General features: G+C 75.7%; 15 protein-coding genes. 12 read left to right on the top strand and 3 right to left on the bottom strand.

Annotated features, from left to right (window positions below; all coding sequences use genetic code 11):
- Positions 1-10 precede the first annotated feature (10 nt).
- From HOP40_RS31040 to HOP40_RS31030, 3 genes are all read left to right on the top strand, one after another.
- Positions 11-1,243, top strand: a complete 1,233-nt coding sequence (locus HOP40_RS31040; protein ID WP_172165950.1) for a cytochrome P450 — start codon at positions 11-13, stop codon at positions 1,241-1,243.
- 64 nt (positions 1,244-1,307) lie between these two features.
- Entirely contained in the window at positions 1,308-2,102 is a 795-nt protein-coding gene (locus HOP40_RS31035; RefSeq protein WP_172165947.1) for an SDR family NAD(P)-dependent oxidoreductase, read from the top strand.
- 12 nt (positions 2,103-2,114) lie between these two features.
- Complete coding sequence (locus tag HOP40_RS31030; protein ID WP_172165944.1) at positions 2,115-2,990, top strand: hypothetical protein; 876 nt, start codon at positions 2,115-2,117, stop codon at positions 2,988-2,990.
- A gap of 9 nt (positions 2,991-2,999) precedes the next feature.
- Here HOP40_RS31030 and HOP40_RS31025 read toward each other — a convergent pair whose 3' ends face one another.
- Entirely contained in the window at positions 3,000-3,941 is a 942-nt protein-coding gene (locus tag HOP40_RS31025; protein ID WP_172165941.1) for a ketopantoate reductase family protein, read from the bottom strand.
- Between the two features lie 125 nt (positions 3,942-4,066).
- Here HOP40_RS31025 and HOP40_RS31020 point away from each other — a divergent pair, with 125 nt between their 5' ends.
- The 8 genes from HOP40_RS31020 to HOP40_RS30985 all read left to right on the top strand — a co-directional run bounded on the left by HOP40_RS31020 (position 4,067) and on the right by HOP40_RS30985 (position 11,414).
- Positions 4,067-4,822, top strand: a complete 756-nt coding sequence (locus HOP40_RS31020; RefSeq protein ID WP_172165938.1) for a class II aldolase/adducin family protein — start codon at positions 4,067-4,069, stop codon at positions 4,820-4,822.
- 7 nt (positions 4,823-4,829) lie between these two features.
- A complete protein-coding gene (locus HOP40_RS31015; protein ID WP_240157376.1) occupies positions 4,830-6,053 on the top strand; it encodes an alpha-hydroxy acid oxidase in 1,224 nt (407 codons plus the stop codon).
- A gap of 151 nt (positions 6,054-6,204) precedes the next feature.
- A complete protein-coding gene (locus HOP40_RS31010) occupies positions 6,205-7,416 on the top strand; it encodes an ABC transporter substrate-binding protein (RefSeq protein ID WP_172165935.1) in 1,212 nt (403 codons plus the stop codon).
- 49 nt (positions 7,417-7,465) lie between these two features.
- Positions 7,466-8,326, top strand: coding sequence for a branched-chain amino acid ABC transporter permease (locus HOP40_RS31005; protein WP_172165932.1), 861 nt, complete (start codon positions 7,466-7,468; stop codon positions 8,324-8,326).
- 16 nt (positions 8,327-8,342) lie between these two features.
- Positions 8,343-9,401, top strand: coding sequence for a branched-chain amino acid ABC transporter permease (locus HOP40_RS31000; RefSeq protein ID WP_172165929.1), 1,059 nt, complete (start codon positions 8,343-8,345; stop codon positions 9,399-9,401).
- A complete protein-coding gene (locus HOP40_RS30995) occupies positions 9,391-10,176 on the top strand; it encodes an ABC transporter ATP-binding protein (protein ID WP_172165926.1) in 786 nt (261 codons plus the stop codon). Before HOP40_RS31000 ends, HOP40_RS30995 begins: the two co-directional genes overlap by 11 nt.
- Positions 10,160-10,864, top strand: coding sequence for an ABC transporter ATP-binding protein (locus HOP40_RS30990; protein WP_172165923.1), 705 nt, complete (start codon positions 10,160-10,162; stop codon positions 10,862-10,864). The genes HOP40_RS30995 and HOP40_RS30990 overlap by 17 nt, the downstream gene beginning before the upstream one ends.
- A 7-nt stretch (positions 10,865-10,871) precedes the next feature.
- Positions 10,872-11,414, top strand: coding sequence for a hypothetical protein (locus HOP40_RS30985; RefSeq protein ID WP_172165920.1), 543 nt, complete (start codon positions 10,872-10,874; stop codon positions 11,412-11,414).
- A gap of 1 nt (position 11,415) precedes the next feature.
- Here HOP40_RS30985 and HOP40_RS30980 read toward each other — a convergent pair whose 3' ends face one another.
- Positions 11,416-11,892 carry an Lrp/AsnC family transcriptional regulator gene (locus HOP40_RS30980; RefSeq protein ID WP_172165917.1) on the bottom strand — a complete coding sequence of 159 codons (477 nt, stop codon included), beginning with the start codon at positions 11,890-11,892 and terminating at the stop codon, positions 11,416-11,418.
- 140 nt (positions 11,893-12,032) lie between these two features.
- On the opposite strand from HOP40_RS30980, the gene HOP40_RS30975 reads away from it, so the two are divergent.
- Positions 12,033-15,518: an indolepyruvate ferredoxin oxidoreductase family protein gene (locus tag HOP40_RS30975; protein WP_240157375.1), complete on the top strand. Its 3,486-nt coding sequence runs from the start codon at positions 12,033-12,035 to the stop codon at positions 15,516-15,518.
- On the opposite strand, the gene HOP40_RS30970 is transcribed toward HOP40_RS30975, so the two are convergent.
- Complete coding sequence (locus HOP40_RS30970; RefSeq protein WP_172165911.1) at positions 15,460-16,689, bottom strand: MFS transporter; 1,230 nt, start codon at positions 16,687-16,689, stop codon at positions 15,460-15,462. The two genes, HOP40_RS30975 and HOP40_RS30970, sit on opposite strands and share 59 nt — an antisense overlap.
- Positions 16,690-16,696: the final 7 nt, after the last annotated feature.

The following is a 16,696-nucleotide window of genomic DNA, read 5'->3' as shown; positions in this document are numbered from 1 at the left end:
GGCGGCCGGCGTGACGAGCACGAGCACGAGCACGGGCGCGCTGGCCGCGCTGGAGGCGCACGCGACCGGTGCGGCGCCGTGCGACCCCTACCCCGTCTACGCGCGCCTGCGCGCCGAGAGCCCGGTGGTCTGGAGCGCGGTGCTGCAGGCCTGGCTGGTGGCGCGGTCGGCCGACGTCGGGCGCTGCTTCAAGGACGCCGCGACCTTCGGCCCGCTGGCCTCCGGCACGGGCAGCAGCGCCATCTACGGCCGGACGATCCTGCACATGACCGGCGACGAGCACCGCCGCAAGGCGGCGATCGTCGCGCGGCGCATCCGCAACCGCCGTGTGCTGCGCGGCGACCTGGGGGAGCGGGTGCGCGACCTGGTCGCCGGCCTCGTCGCCGACCTGCCCCGGGCGCCGGACGTGGCCGACCTGCGCGCCGGGCTGACCACCCCGCTGCCGCTCACCGTCATCGCCGAGCTGATGGCGATGCACGAGGCCGCTCGGTTCCCGCAGTGGTACCACGACCTCGCCGCGGCCAGCGTCTCCAACGTCGGCCGCGACGCCTGCGTGCACGCGCGCGGGGTGCAGGCCAAGGAGGAGATCGACGCGTTCCTCACGCCCGCGATCGCCGACAAGCGGGCGCAGCCGACCGACGACCTGCTCTCCGACCTGTGCACCGTGGAGTACGAGGGCGAACGGCTCTCCGACGCCGAGGTGCGCAGCAACTCGGCGTTCTTCCTCTCCGCGGGCATCGAGACGACCGACCGGGCGATGGTGAACCTGCTCGGCGCGCTGGCCGCGGACCCGGACCAGTGGGAGCGGCTGCGGGCCGACCGCTCGCTGGTGCCGTCCGCGGTGGCCGAGATCCTGCGCCACCGCGCGCCCGTGCAGGGCTCCGTGCGGCAGGCACTCGTCGACGTCGAGCTGGGCGGGCAGCCCGTCCGGGCGGGCGACAAGCTGATCCTGCTGCTCGGGTCGGCCAACCACGACGAGGCGGTCTTCGCCGAGCCCGAGCGGTTCGACGTCGCGCGGTTCGCCGACGGCCCCGACCCCCAGTTCACCCCGGCGGCCTCGCTGCGCGCCTTCGGCGGCGGCGCCCACACCTGCACCGGCTCGCTGCTGGCCAAGCTCGAGATCGAGCAGGTGCTCACGCACCTGCTCGACACCGTCCGCGGGCTCCGCCACGCGGGGGAGCCGGCCCCCGACACGGGCTTCATGCTGCGGTCGGCCCCGGAGCTGCGGCTCCTCCTGACCTGAACGGCCCCGGACGCACGACGACGACGACGAACGACGAACGACGAACGACGAACGATGGAGCGGCATGCAACGGTTGGCCGGCAAGCGGACCCTGATCACCGGGGCCGGATCGGGACTCGGGCGCGCCTCGGCGCTGCGCTTCGCGCAGGAGGGCGCCGCCGTGCTCTGCGTGGACCGCGACGCGGCGAGCGCGGAGTCCGCGGCCGCCGCGGTCCGCGAGGCGGGCGGTGCCGGGGTCGCGTGCGCGGCGGACGTCGCCTCGGAGCCCGACGCCGAGCGCATGGTCGCCGAGGCCGTCGAGGCGTTCGGCGGGCTCGACGTGCTGTTCGCCAACGCGGGGATCGCGGGCGTCGGCACCGGGGCCGACTGCACCCTGGCCGACTGGGAGCGCGTCCTCTCCGTGAACCTGACCGGGGTCTTCCTGAGTGCCAAGCACGCCCTGCGCCGGATGATCGCCCAGGGCACCGGGGGCTCGATCGTCAACCAGGCGAGCGTCGGCGGGCTGGTCGGCGTCGCCGGGATCGCCCCGTACGCCGCGGCCAAGGCCGGCGTCATCGGGCTCACCCGCCAGCTCGCCGCGGAGTACGGGCCCGCCCGGATCCGGGTCAACGCGCTGTGCCCGGGCACCGTTCCGACGCCGCTGGTCCGTGAGACCTACCGCGAGCGCGGCGGCTACGGCACCGGCACGGGGGAGACCCCGGACGAGACGCTGGAGCTCCAGCGCCTGCGCCGCTTCCCGCTGGGCCGCCTGGGCGAGGAGGACGACATCGCCTACGCCGCGCTGTTCCTGGCCTCCGACGAGTCGTCGTGGGTGACGGGGCAGGCGTGGGCGGTCGACGGCGGCATGACCGCGGTCTGAGCGGAGGCGACGATGGAGCACAGCGCGGACCACGGCCCGGACCTGCAGACGGTCGTGCACACCGAGGAGCGCGGGCGCGTCGTCGCGATCGACTCGGCCTACCACGTCGACGGGCGCAACACCGGGCGCGACGTCGTCGTCAGCGCCTCCTACTCCGGGGTGCTGCCGGCCCGGTTCGTCGCCGAGCACAGGCCCCGCGCCGCCATCGGGCTGGACTGCGGCATCGGGCCCGACGGGGCCGGGATCGCCGGGCTGTGGTTCTACGAGGCGCTCGGCATCCCCGCCGCCACGGCCGACGTCGCCGGCGTGCTGCTCGGTGACGGCGTCGACGTCCACCGCCACGGCGTGGTCAGCCGGGTCAACGCGCCCGCGCAGCAGTGCGGGGTCGAGCCCGGCACCAGCGTCCGCGAGGCCGCGCTGCTGCTGCTGCGCGGCGACCCGCGGCCGCAGGCGCCGGGGGGGATCACGCACCGGACGGTCGTGGAGACGGCACCCGACGGCAGGCAGGTCGTGTGCGCCGACTCCATCGCCTTCGGCACGCCGGCCGACACCGGTCGCACGGTCCTCGTCACCGCCGGCCACACCGGCCGCAGCGCCGTGCCCTACCTGCGCGACGTCCGGCCGTGGGGGTTCATCTGCTCCGACGGCGGCCGCGGCCGCGACGACTCGGGGATGGCGGGCCTGCTGGTCGTCGAGGCCGACGGGCTGGCCGGGGCCACGGTCGACGCCCGCACCGCCCGGATGGGCGACGGCCTGTCCACCTACCACGACGGCGTCATCAGCGCGGCCAACGCCGCGGCGCGCGCCCGCGGTGTGGAGATCGGCATGGCCGCGGCGACCGCCGCGCACCTGCTCCTCGTCGGTGGACGGCCGGAGGACCCGGCGTGAGGGGCGCGGTCAGCGCACGCCGAGCGCACCCAGCAGGCCCAGCACCACGCGGTGCGCCGGGGCGGGGACGCCCTGGCGCACGGCCAGCCCGTGCACCGCGCCCGCCATCACCGCGAGCTCGGTGCGGCGCCCGGCCAGCACGTCGGAGCACAGCGACGTGAAGTGCTCGCCCGTGCCCTCGAAGACGCCGGCCGCGTGGGTCCAGGCCCGCTCCCGGTCGAGCACGACACCCTCCGCCGCGGCCACGGCGACGGTCTCGTCGAACATCTCCCGGACCAGCCCGCGGCCCTCGGGGCTCGCCCACACGGCGCCCACCGTCGCCCGCAGCACGGCGCTGACCGGGCTCATCACCGCGAGCGCGAGCTTCGACCACACCTGCTCGCCCACGTGGTCGTGCTGCACCGCGGGCAGGCCGGCGGCGGTCAGCGCGGCGGCGACGCCCGCCCCGCGCGATCCGCCGGCCGCCAGCCCCATCTCCCCGAAGTGGTTCTGCGCGCCGCCCGCGGCCGTGACCGGGGTGATCGTGACGCGCCCGGGCTCCTGGCGGGTCGCGCCGACGGTCGTCGTGCCGACCAGCGCCCGGTCCGCCCCGACCGCCTCGGCGAGCACCGCGTCGAGGCCCAGGCCGTTCTGCAGGCTCACCGCCACCCCGTCCGCGGCGAGGGCCGGGGCGGCGGCGCGCACGGCGTCGGCGGCGTCGAACGCCTTGGTGAGGACGACCAGGACGTCGAGCGAGGAGGGCTCCAGGTCGGCGGCGCGGGCGGCCACCGGGACCGCGACGCGCCACGGCTCGCCGTCCTGCGGGTGCACCAGCAGGCCCGCGCGCGCGACCGCGTCGACGTGCGGCCCGCCCCGCCCGACGAGCACGACGTCCTGTCCGGAGCGGGCGAGGAAGGCCGCGAAGGCGGACCCCATCCCGCCCGCGCCGAGCACCCCGATCCGCCGCTCCACGACCACCTCCACGACCGCTCGGAGGGCGAGCGTATCTAGGCCTCTAGCGCCGTGTCCACCGTCACGTTAGCCTCGATCGGGGCGGTGACGCCGGCGCGCGATCGGCGGCCGTCAGGAGGAGCCCGATGAGCGTCACGGAGATCAGGAACGCGCCCGCCCGCGTGGTCGACGAGAGCGATCCGCGGTTCCGGATCGCGGCCGCGCGGCGGATCCTGCACCGCGAGGGCCTCGACAGCCAGGTCGGCGGGCACGTCAGCCTGCGGGTGCCGGGGGAGGAGGCCTTCCTCGTCACGCCGTTCCAGTACTTCGACGAGACCCTGCCCCAGCACGTCAGCAAGGTCGGGTTCGACATGGACGTCCTCGAGCAGGGCACGCTGCCCGCGTCCGTCGGGATCACCTTCCACGCCTCGATCTACCGGGCCCGCCCCGACGTGCAGTGCGTCATCCACACCCACGCCCGCAACATGTCGGTGCTCAGCACGACCGACGTCCCGTTCGACGTCTACTACGACTACGCCGCGCTGCTGCTCGACGAGGTCGTGCCGTGGGTCGACGACCCGCAGCTCGTGCCCTCGGAGGAGGGCGAGCTGATGGTCGAGGTGCTCGGCGACCGCAAGGCGCTGCTCATGGGCCACCACGGCTCGCTGCACGTCGGCGACTCCCTCGAGCACGTCACGATGGAGGCGCTGATCATGGAGCTGTGCGCGGGCTACCAGCTCGCGGCGATGGCGGTGGGCGGCAAGCCCCTGGACCGCACCCGCGCGGAGAGCTACCGGACGGCCTACCTGAAGTACGGGTTCCGCGAGCAGATGTGGGCGGCGAACTACCGCCGGCTCCTGCGCAGCGACCCGGACCTGTTCGCCGTCCTGCGCGCGGGCTGACGCGCCGGTGCGCAGGGGAGCGGCGCGGGCGCGCACCATCGAGGACCTGCGCCGCGCGGCGCGGCGCCGGCTGCCGCGCATGGTCTTCGACTTCGTCGACGGCGGCGCCGAGGACGAGGTCACGCTCACCGAGAACCGCCGGGCCTTCTCCGACCTGGCGTTCCGGGCCCGGGTGCTGGTCGACGTCGCCGAGCGGCCGCAGGCCACCACGCTGCTCGGACGCCCGCTCGCGCTGCCCGTGGTCCTCGGGCCGGCCGGGCTCGTGCGGATGGCCGGACGGGCCGGGGAGGCCGCGGCGGCGGTGGCCGCGGAGCGCTGCGGCACGGTCTCGGTCGTCAGCTCCGGATCCAGCGTGTCGCTGGCCGACGTGGCGGCGGCGGTGGGCGAGCCGCAGTGGTTCCAGCTCTACCCGTGGGGCGACCGGCGCACGGTGCGGGCGCTGATGGGCAAGGCGCGCGACGCCGGCTACGAGGCGATGGTCGTGACGGTCGACGTGCCCGTGGTGGGCTTGCGCGAGCGCGACCTGCGCAACGGGCTGACCGTCCCGCCGCGCGTGAACCCCCGGACCGGGGCCGACGTCCTGAGCCGCCCGCGGTGGCTCGCCGAGCTGCTCACCGGGCCGGGGGTGACGTTCGCGAACTTCACCGACCTGGTGCCGCGCACCGGCACGAGCGGGCTGGCCGCGATGACCGCCGGGCTGCTCAACCCCGGCCACACCTGGGCCGACCTGGAGTGGATGGTCGCCGAGTGGGGCGGACCGGTGATGCTCAAGGGCGTCATGACCGGCGAGGACGCCCGCCGCGCGGCCGACCTCGGCTGCGCCGCCGTCGCGGTGTCCAACCACGGGGGGCGCCAGGCCGACGGCCTGCCCGGCGCGCTCGACGTGCTGGAGGAGGTCGTCGACGAGGTCGGCCGCGACGTCGAGGTCGTGCTCGACGGCGGCGTGCGCCGCGGCACCGACGTCGTGAAGGCGCTGGCGCTCGGGGCGCGGGCGTGCCTGATCGGGCGGCCGTGGGTGTTCGGGCTCGCGGCCGGCGGTGTCGAGGGCTCGGTCCGGGCCGTGGAGATCCTGCGCGAGGAGATCGACCGCACGCTCGCGCTGATCGGCCGTCCGGGCGTGGCGTCGCTCGACCGGTCGGCGCTGTCGGCGCGCCCGACGAGGGGCTGGCGGCCGCTCGCGGAGCCCGCCGGATGCGCCTGCCGGAGCACCGATCCGCATCGACGTAGTTAGAGCATTGACGACGCACTCGGCGGCCTCTAGATTCGGCGCCGGGTCGCCTGCGTCACACCCCGCGATCCTGCGGGTCGCCGGTGGGGGTCCGCCCCCGTGCACGTCCCAGATCGGTCGATCGAACACAGTCCGGGTCCAACGGAGGAACCGCATGACGACCAGGCGCCTGCTCCTCGCCACCGCGCTCTCCACGGCACTGCTCGTCTCCGGGTGCGGCAGCATCGCCGACGACGGGGGCGGCGCCGCCGCGGGCGAGGCACCGCCCGGGGTGACCGACACGGCCATCACGATCGGCGCGACGCTGCCGCTCACCGGCACGGCCGCCGTCGCGGGGCAGGGGCTCGAGGCGGGCCTGCGGATCGCCGCCGACGAGATCAACGCGGCGGGCGGGATCAACGGTCGCCAGGTCGAACTGGTGCTCCTCGACGACGCGTTCGCCCCCGACCGCGTGGTCACCAACGTCCGGCGCCTGGTGTCGCAGGAGGGCGTCTACGCCCTGGTCGCGCCGGCCGGTTCGCAGGGGCTGCCCGGCACGTGGTCGTTCATCGCCGAGAACGGCACGCCGGTGTGGGGCCCGGTGTCGCCCGGCGACCCCGACCTCGACGAGGTCTACCTGCTCAGCGCCACGCGCAAGAGCCAGATCCAGGTCGCGATCGACTACTACGCGGCGCAGGGCCTCACCGAGATCGGCGTGATCCGCCAGAACAACGACCTCGGCGTGTCGATGACCGCCGCGCTGACCGACCAGCTGCCCAAGCACCCGGAGATGCGGATCGTCGCCGAGCAGGAGACGCAGACCGGGTCGACCGACGTCAGCTCCGCGGTGAACAACATCATCGCCGCGAACCCGCAGGCCGTCCTGCTGGCCACGGACAACACCCAGGTCGGGCTCATCCTGCAGGGCCTGCGCAACCGCGGCGTCACGGTGCCGGTGTTCGCCGACCAGGGCGGGGCGGGCACGGGCGGGCCCAGCGCGATCGGGCCGGCCGGCGCGGCGGCCGAGGGCCTGATCGGCGGCATGCAGGTCGACACGGTGTCGACGGACAACCCCGACGTGGAGCACTGGCGCGGGCTGGCCCAGCAGTACTCGGGCGAGCAGGGCACGAGCGGCTTCTCGCTGCAGACCTACAGCTCGCTGCGCGCGTTCGCTGAGCTCGTGCAGCGCATGGGCGACGACATGGGCTACGCCAACTTCCAGGCCGTCGCCGAGGGCCTGCGCGAGGACCCCATCTCCCTCGGCGCGATCCCTGACATCGAGTGCGGGCCGCTCCCGGGCGGCCACACCTGCGTGAACCAGGCCGGCCTCGCGATCGTGCGCGGCGGCCAGTGGCAGATCCTGCAGGAGTTCCAGGCGCCCAGCTAGCCGGGGTGCCACCCACGACGACCGTGAACGGACCGGAGCGGAGAGCCCGATGGTGCAGACAGCGCTGAGCGGCCTGGAGGCGGGCAGCTGGTTCGCCCTCCTCGGGCTGGCCATCGTCGTCGTGATGAAGGCGGCCGACGTACCGAACTTCGCGATGGCCGAGATCGGGCTGGTGGCCACCTACGTCGGCACGGTGGTGAACGCCGGCGCCGCGAACTTCTGGGTGGCGGTGGTCGTGACCCTGCTCGGCGGGGCGGTGCTGGCCGTGGCGATCGACCTGCTGCTCATGCGCAGGCTCGCGAAGCACGGCCACTTCCCGCTCCTGCTCATGACGATCGGGCTCTCCCTGGCGCTCAACGCGCTGATCGGCCTGATCTGGGGCCACGACCCCCGCAGCTTCACCGCGCCGTGGTCGGGCAGCTACTTCACGGTCGCGGGCTTCGAGATCAGCTGGGCCCAGGTCGTCACGATCGCGGTGGGCGCCGCCGGTGCCATCGCGATCACCTGGTTCTTCCGCACGTCCACCGGGGCGCAGATGCGCGCGGTGGCCGAGAACCGCGCCACGGCCCGCCTGGTCGGGGTCAACGCCGGGCGGCTGTCGGCGATCGCCTGGGGCGTGGGCGGGCTGATCGCGGCGATGGCGGTGATGCTGCAGGCTCAGTCGACGCTGGTGTCCACGCACTCCGCGGCGTCACTGATCATCTACGGGTTCGTCGCCGCGACGATGGGCGGCTTCGTCTCGCTCATCGGCACGTTCGCGGGCGGCCTGGCGCTCGGGGTCATCCAGCAGACCGTGGGGGCCTACGTGTCCGGCACGGCGCAGTTCGCGGTGGCCCTGCTGGCCGTGGTGATCGTGCTGCTCGTCCGGCCGGACGGGTTCACGAAGGGCGTGAGGCTGCGCGATGTCTGAGTCCGGAGGAGCAGTGGTGACCACGGTCGGCGAACCCGCGCCGGCGGGCGCACCGGTGCCGCGCACGCGCGGCACGGCGGCCCCGGCCCGGGGTCGCGGCGCCCTGAAGGCGGTGGCGGCCGTCGTCGCCGTCGCCGTCCTGTTCGCCGCCCCGTTCGGGGTGAACACCTACATGCTGTTCGTGCTGAACCTGACGCTCGTCTACGTCATCAGCACGCTCGGGTTCAACCTGCTCGTCGGCTGGTCCGGGCAGATCGGCCTGGCCCACGCCGCGCTGTTCGCGATCGGCGCCTACGGCAGCGCCATCGCCGTCGACGGGGGCGTGCCCTTCCTCCTGACGATCCCGCTGGTCGCGCTGGCCGCCGCCACGCTCGCCGTGGTCATCGGCTTCCCCGCGATCCGCCTCACGGGCTTCTTCCTGGCCATCGCCACGCTCGCGCTGGGCATGGCGATCATCGAGGTGCTCACCGTGGCCGCCCCGATCACCGGCGGCGGCGGCGGGATGGACGTGGCGGTGTGGAAGATCCCGGGCATCACCGGGAGCGCGTCCACCTACTTCGTCACGCTGGTCGTGGCGGTGGTCGCCTACGTCCTGGTGCGCCGGGCGCTGGTCGGGCGCTTCGGGCGCACGCTGCAGACGGTGCGCCACCTCGGCACGCTCTCGGGCTCGCTGGGCGTGTCGGTGCTGCGGTACCGGCTCACCGCGTTCGCCCTCTCGGGCTTCCTCGCCGCGATCGCCGGTGCGCTCTACGCGCAGCTGCAGACGTTCATCTTCCCGGCCATGTTCGGGATGAACCTGCTGGTGCCGATGCTGGTGATGGTGTTCGTCGGCGGGGCCGGGTCGCTGTGGGGGCCGGTGGTGGGCGCGGCGTTCGCCGTCGTGCTCATCGAGTTCTTCCAGGACCTCGGCGACCTGCAGGCCATCGCGTACGGGATCGTGCTCATGCTCGCGATCGCGGTGCTGCCCGGCGGGCTGGTGTCGCTGGGCCGGACCGCCCGGGAGTCCCGGTGGGTCGGGCGCCTGACCTCGCGGGGCCGGGCGGCGACGGGGGAGGGGACCGGCCGTGCCGGCTGACCGCGCGCTCATCGAGCTGACCGACGTCCGCAAGGCGTTCGGCGGCAACCTGGTCCTGGACGGCGTCAGCTTCGCCGCCCGCCCGGGCTTCACCGGGCTGATCGGCCCCAACGGCGCCGGCAAGACCACCTGCCTCAACGTCATCTCCGGCTACCTGCAGCCCGACGCGGGCACGGTCCGCATCGGCGACCAGGAGGTCGTGGGGCTCGCCCCGCACGCCGTCGCGCGGATGGGGGTGTCGCGCACGTTCCAGACGCCGCGGCTCATCCCCGACCTCTCCGTGGTCGACAACGTGCTCGTCGGCGGCACCCGGCACCACCGGGCGGGCCACGTCGCCGAGCTGCTCGGCCTGCGCACCGCCCGCGAGGACGAGGCGCGCGTGCGCGAGCGGGCCGCGGCCCTGCTCGACGCGTTCGGTCTCGCCGACGTCGGCGGCCGGCAGGCGGGCCGGTTCCCGATCGGCACCCAGAAGATCATCGAGGTGGTCCGGGCGCTGCTCAACGAGCCGACGGTGCTGCTGCTCGACGAGCCCGCGGCCGGGCTGGGCGCCGAGGACGTCGACCGGCTGGTCGAGGGACTGCGCGCCTGGACGGGCGAGGCGGGCACGGCGATCGTCATCATCGAGCACGACCTCGAGCTCATCAGCCGGCTGTGCCCCGTCGCGGCCGTGCTGCACTTCGGACGGATCATCCAGTTCGGCGCACCGGAGGAGGTCCTGCGGGACCCGGTCGTCGTCGAGGCGTACCTGGGAGCTGGCTTTGCTGCTGGACGTTGAGCGGGTGCGCACCGGCTACGGGCGGCTGGAGGTCCTCCACGACATCAGCCTGCACGTGGAGCAGGGCGAGATCGTGACGGTGCTCGGCCCCAACGGCACCGGGAAGACGACGCTGATGCGGCTGCTCTCGGGCGTGCTGCCGGTGTGGGCGGGGCAGGTGTCCTTCGACGGCACCGACCTCGGCCGGACGACGCCGGAGAAGCGCGCGGCGCTGGGGCTGTGCCAGCTCCCGGAGGGCCGGGGCATCTTCCAGACCCTGACCGTCGGGGAGAACCTCGACCTCGGCGCGGTGAGCAGCAGGCGGTCCGGGGCGGAGCTGCGGGCCGACCGCGACCGCGTCCTCGGCGTCTTCCCGGAGCTGGCCGGGCGGCTGGCCGCGTCGGCGTCGTCGCTGTCGGGCGGGCAGCAGCAGATGCTGGCCCTGGCCCGCGCGCTGATGGGGCGCCCCCGGCTGCTGCTGATCGACGAGCTCTCGTTCGGCCTCGCCCCGCGGATCGTCGGCGACCTGTTCACGGTGGTGCGCGACCTGCGCGAGGACGGGGTCACCTTCCTCATCGTGGAGCAGCAGGCGTCGGCGCTGCGGGTGTCGGACCGCACCTACATCCTGCGCAACGGCCGCAACGAGCTCGACCGCCCGTCCGCCGAGCTGCTCGACTCCGACGAGCTCGTCGCGTCCTACCTCCGGTGAGCCCGTCGTGAGCGGGGACGAGCCGCACCTGGTGCCGCTGCCCGAGCAGCTGCGCCGCCTCGGCGCGTCCGAGGACGTGCTGGCGCTCGTGACCGCGGAGCACGGCACCTGGCGGGAGCTGCACGACCGCCTGATCGGGCTCATCGCGGCGCTGCTCGACCTCGCCTGCCGCGACCGCCCCGTCGCCGACGTCATCGACGACCTGATCGGCTCGGCGGCCGTGCCGCTCGACCGGCTCGTCGGGGCCGGCGTCGACGCGGGGGAGGTGGCCGCGCTGCTGCGCGCCCACGGCTCGGTCGGCACGGCGACCACCGACGCCGCCACCGGCGACGTCGAGTTCCGCCACGCCTGCGGCACCGGCCAGCGCTACTGGCGCGACGTGCCCGACGCGGCCACGGTCGCCGAGGGGGAGGTGCCGGGCGTGCCCGGCGGCCGCCCGCGCTACTGCGCCCGGTGCGTCCGGGCCATCGCGGCGCACGGCGGCGGCGCCTGGACGGTGTCCCCGCCCGCCGACACCGTCGAGCCCTGCGTGTGGCGGGTGCGCGGGTAGCTCACCGCCGGGCGCGCCAGCGCGCGGCGCGCACGAGCGGCAGCGTGCGGCGCGGGATGCGCTGGGTGAGCGCGATCTGCGAGCGCGTCCGCACGACCCCGTCCACCGCGATGAGCGTCTGGACCAGGCTCTCCAGCTCGGCGGTGTCGCGCGCGACCAGCTGGCAGAGCAGGTCGCCGTCCCCGGTGACCGTGTGCGCCTCCACGACCTCGGGCACCTCGGCCAGCCGCGCGACGACCGAGTCGAGCCGGCCCTGGGCCAGGTCCAGGTGCACGAAGGCGTGGATGGCGTAGCCGAACGCGCGCGGCGCGACCTGCGGGGCGAGGCTCGCGATCGCGCCGGACTCCTGCAGCCGCAGGAACCGGCTCGCAACCGTGCCGCGCGCGATCCCGAGGTTGCGGGCGTACTCGCGCAGCCCGGCCCGCGGCCGCTCCAGCAGGAGCACCAGCAGTGCCCGGTCGAGCTCGTCGAGGATCATGGTCCGGATGCCTCCTCCAAGCGTCGTTGTGGTGGTGACGACTATGCCACTGGCCCATGTCCGCTGCACAGGGCCTGGACGGTGGCCCGGCCCGTTCCTAGCGTCGTCATCCCATGGCCAACGGTGCTCGGAGGTACCCCTTGCTCACCGACGTCCGCCCCCTCCGGTCCTACGCCCTCACCGACCGCTACACCGCGGACTTCGGGCTGGTGCACCTCACCGGGCTGCAGGCGCTCGTGCGGGTGCTGCTCGACCAGCACCGGCACGACCGGGCCCGCGGGCTCGACACCCGCACCTTCGTCTCCGGCTACGAGGGGTCGCCGCTGGCCGGGCTCGACCTCGAGCTGGGCCGGCACCGCCGCCTGCTCGACGAGCACGGCGTCGTGTTCACCCCGGGCCTCAACGAGGAGGCCGCGGCGACGGCCGTGCAGGGCACCCAGCTGGCCGCCGTGACGGGCGGGATGCGCCACGACGGCGTGGTCGGCGTCTGGTACGGCAAGGCGCCCGGCCTGGACCGGGCGTCGGACGCGATCCGGCACGCCAACCTCATGGGCACCCACCGCACCGGCGGCGTGCTCGCGCTGGTCGGCGACGACCCGGGCGCGAAGTCGTCGAGCGTGCCGTGCGCCTCGGAGTTCGCCCTCGCCGACCTGGCGGTGCCGGTGCTGTACCCGGCCGACCCGCAGGACGTGGTCCGCCTCGGGCTGCACGGGATCGCGCTGTCCCGGGCCAGCGGCCTGTGGGCCGGGCTGAAGGTCGTCACGGCCGTCGCCGACGGGTCGGCGACCGTCCGCGCGGGGCTCGACGGCTTCGACCCGGTGCTCCCCGAGCTGGAGGCCGACGGGCGGCCCTACCGGCACACCGTCACCGGGCACCTGCTCCAGCCGGCGCTCGGCCCCCTGGAGCGCGACCTGCACCGGGCCCGCCTGGAGCTGGCCCGCCGCTACGCCGCGGCCAACGGGCTCGACCGGATCACCGTCCGCACCGGCGACGACCGGATCGGCCTGGTCGCGGCGGGCAAGACCTACCTCGACCTGCGCCAGGCGCTCGACGCCCTCGGCCTCGACGACGACGAGCTGCGCCGCCGCGGGGTGCGCCTGCTCAAGCTGGGGATGGTGCACCCCGTCGAGCCCGGGATCGTCCGGGAGTTCGCCGCGGGCCTGCGCGAGGTCGTCGTGGTGGAGGAGAAGCGGTCGTTCGTCGAGGCCGCGGTCAAGGACCTGCTCTACGGGCGTCCCGGGGCCCCCGCGGTGCTCGGCAAGGCCGGCCGCGGCGGCGCGCCGCTGTTCCCCCCGCACGGCGAGCTCGATCCCGATCTCGTCGCCACCGGGCTGGCCGGGCTGCTGGCCGACCTGCCGAGCGTCGCCGCGTGGCGCGAGCGCCGCCGCCCGGCGCGCGGTCGGGCGCGGCGGAGCCGGATCGACCTGCCGCTGCTCGGGCGCACCCCGTACTTCTGCTCGGGCTGCCCGCACAACACCTCGACCAAGCCCGGGGACGCCTCCCTCGTCGGTGCGGGCATCGGCTGCCACGCGATGGTGCTGCTGATGGACCCGCGGCAGGTCGGCGACGTCACCGGCCTGACGCAGATGGGCGGCGAGGGGACGCAGTGGATCGGGATGGCGCCGTTCGTCGAGGCCCGGCACTTCGTGCAGAACATCGGCGACGGCACGTTCCACCACTCGGGCTCGCTCGCCGTGCGCGCCGCGGTGGCGGCGGGCGTCGACATCACGTTCAAGCTGCTGCACAACGCGACCGTCGCCATGACCGGCGGGCAGGACGCCGTCGGCGCGCTGACCGTGCCCGCGCTGACCCGCCTGCTCGCGGCCGAGGGCGTGGCCCGCACGATCGTCACCGCCGAGGACCCGGGCCGCCACCGCGGGGCGGCGCTCGCCCCGGGCGTCGAGGTGTGGCCGCGCGAGCGGCTCGCCGAGGCCCAGAGCGTGCTCGCGGCCGTGCCCGGCGTGACCGTGCTGATCCACGACCAGGAGTGCGCCGCGGAGAAGCGGCGCAAGCGCAAGCGCGGCACGCTGCCGACGCCGGCCCAGCGGGTCATGATCGACGAGCGGGTGTGCGAGGGCTGCGGCGACTGCGGCCGCGCGTCGAACTGCCTGTCGGTGCAGCCGGTGGAGACCGAGTTCGGGCGGAAGACGCAGATCCACCAGTCGTCCTGCAACCTCGACTTCTCCTGCCTGGCCGGTGACTGCCCGTCCTTCCTCACCGTCGTGCCGGGCGCGGCGCCGGCGCGCGTCGCCGTCCCCGCGCTGGACGACGCCCTCCTGCCGCCGCCCCCGCCGGGGTCCGGTGCCGCGGAGTTCGCGCTGCGGATGGTCGGCGTCGGCGGCACCGGCGTCGTCACGGTGGCGCAGGTGCTGGCCACCGCGGCGCTGCTCGCGGGCCGCCGGGTGCGCGGGCTCGACCAGACGGGCCTGGCGCAGAAGGGCGGCGCCGTCGTCTCCGACCTGAAGATCACGGCCGGGCCGCGCGAGGCAGCCGGGCGGCTCGCCGCCCGCGAGGCCGACCTCTACCTGTGCGCCGACCTGCTCGCCGGGGCCGACGCCGGGAACCTCGCGGTGGCCGACCCCGCCCGCACGCTCGCGGTCGTCTCCACCGGCCGCGTGCCGACCGGGGCCATGGTCGTCGACCCGGACACCACCTTCCCCGACGTCGACGAGGTGACCGGCCGCATCACCGCCGCCGCCCGCAGCAGTGTGCTGCTCGACGCCCGGGACCTGGCCGAGCGGCTGTTCGGCGGCGACCAGTACGCGAACCTGCTGCTCGTCGGCGCCGCGTTCCAGGCCGGGGCGCTGCCGCTGCCGGCAGACGCGGTGGAGCGGGCGATCGCGCTCAACGGGGTCGCCGTCGAGGCCAACGTGCAGGCCTTCCGCCGGGGGCGCCAGGCCGTCGCCGACCCGGACGCGCTCGCCGCCGCGCTGGCCCCGCCGCCGGCCCCGCCCGCCCCCGCGGCACCGGCCGCGCCCGGGCCGGCCGTGCGGGTGCGCGCCGAGCCGGGGTCGGAGCTGGCCCGCCTGGTCGGCGTCCGCGTCCCCGAGCTCGTCGCCTACCAGGACGCCCGGTACGCCGCGCGCTACGCCGACGACGTCGAGCGGGTCCGGGCGGCGGAGGCCGCCGCCGTGCCCGGGTCGACGGCGCTGGCCGAGGCCGTGGCCCGGAACCTGCACGCGCTCATGGCCTACAAGGACGAGTACGAGGTGGCGCGGCTGTCGCTGGGCCCCGCGCTGGCCGCCGAGGTCGAGGCCCGCTTCGGCGTCGGCGCCCGGGCCACCCGCCGGCTCCACCCGCCCGCGCTCCGCGCGATCGGCCTGCGGCGCAAGATCGGGCTCGGCCCGGCGGAGACGCCGGTGTTCCGGGTGCTGCGGGCGATGCGCCGGCTGCGCGGCACTCCGTTCGACCCCTTCGGGCTCGCGCACGTGCGCCGGGTCGAGCGCGACCTCGTCGTCGAGTACCGGGCCGTGCTCGACGGCCTGCTCGACGCCCTCACGCCGGCGACGCACGCGCACGCCGTCGAGGTCGCGGGGCTGCCGGACCTCGTCCGCGGCTACGAGCAGGTCAAGCTGGAGTCGGTGGCGCGCTACCGGGAGCGGCTCGCGCGGGCGCTGGCGACGTGATCCGCCGGCACCGCCAGAACCCCGCGGCGCCCGCCACGACCAGCGCGGCGCAGGCCAGCCAGGCCGGGCCGTAGCCGCCCGTGCGGTCGACGAGGAGCCCGAACAGCGGCGGGCCGGCCAGGGCGCCGAGGTAGTAGCCGGCCATCGTCACGCCGGCCGCGCGGCCGACCGCGCCGGGGGCCGCGGCGATCACGGCCGCGTGCATGAGGCTGATGGCCGCCAGCTGGGCGACGGTGGCGACGAGCAGACCGGCGACCATGAGCGGCGGCCCGGTCGGTATCCCGGCGACGAGCAGCAGCTGGCCGACCGCGACGAGCAGGCACAGCACGACGATCGCGGGCAGCCTGCCGCCGGCCGCCGCCCGGTCCGAGCGGCGGGCGAGCACCACCATCCCGACGATCGCGGCGAGGGACCCCGTCGAGGTGAGCGCGCCGGCCGCCGCGAGCGACACCCCGCCGACCTCGTGCAGGAAGGGCACCATCCACGAGAACAGCGCCTGCGAGCCCGCGATCAGCGCGAACGCCGCGAGCGGGAACCACCCGAACCGGCGGGGGAGCGGGGCCGGGCCGGTCCGGCCGGCCGTCGCGGGTGCGAGGCCGGGCAGCACGGCGAGGGCGAGCGCGGCGACGAGCAGCAGCAGCGGCGCGTACCCGCCGAGCACCGCGCGCCAGCCGACGAGCTCCGCGGTCCCGGCCGCGACCACCGCGGAGATCGCGACGAGCAGCGGCACCCCCGCCGTGCGGACGGCGAGCGCGACGCCGTGCCGGTGCGGCGGCAGCGCCGCGGCGATCGCGATGCTCGTGCCGGCGTTGGTGAGGGCGTAGCCCGCGCCCGCGACGACCGCGGCGCCGAGCAGCACGGCGTAGTGCGGCAGGAGCGCCGCGGTGGCCAGGGCCAGCGCGACGACGAGCTGGTCGGCGACGACGGCGCGCCGCGGGCCGACGCGCTCGGCGATCCGGCCCCCGACGATCGAGCCCAGGCCGGTCGCGCCGAAGAACGCGCCGACGAGCAGCCCGACCTGCCACCGCTCCAGGTCGAGGTCGGCCTGCAGCGGCACGGCGAGGAAGCCGAGAACGAACCCGGGGGAGGCGCCGAACCCGACCGCGAGGGCGCTGACGCCGACGACGGTGGCGGGGCGGGGGCCCCGGGAGGGGCCGGTTGGAGTGCTCACGGGGGTC

The organism is Pseudonocardia broussonetiae (genome assembly GCF_013155125.1).
Lineage (GTDB): Bacteria > Actinomycetota > Actinomycetes > Mycobacteriales > Pseudonocardiaceae > Pseudonocardia > Pseudonocardia broussonetiae.
Note: the sequence above shows the minus strand (reverse complement) of the source record. Positions and strands in the feature narration are given on the sequence as shown.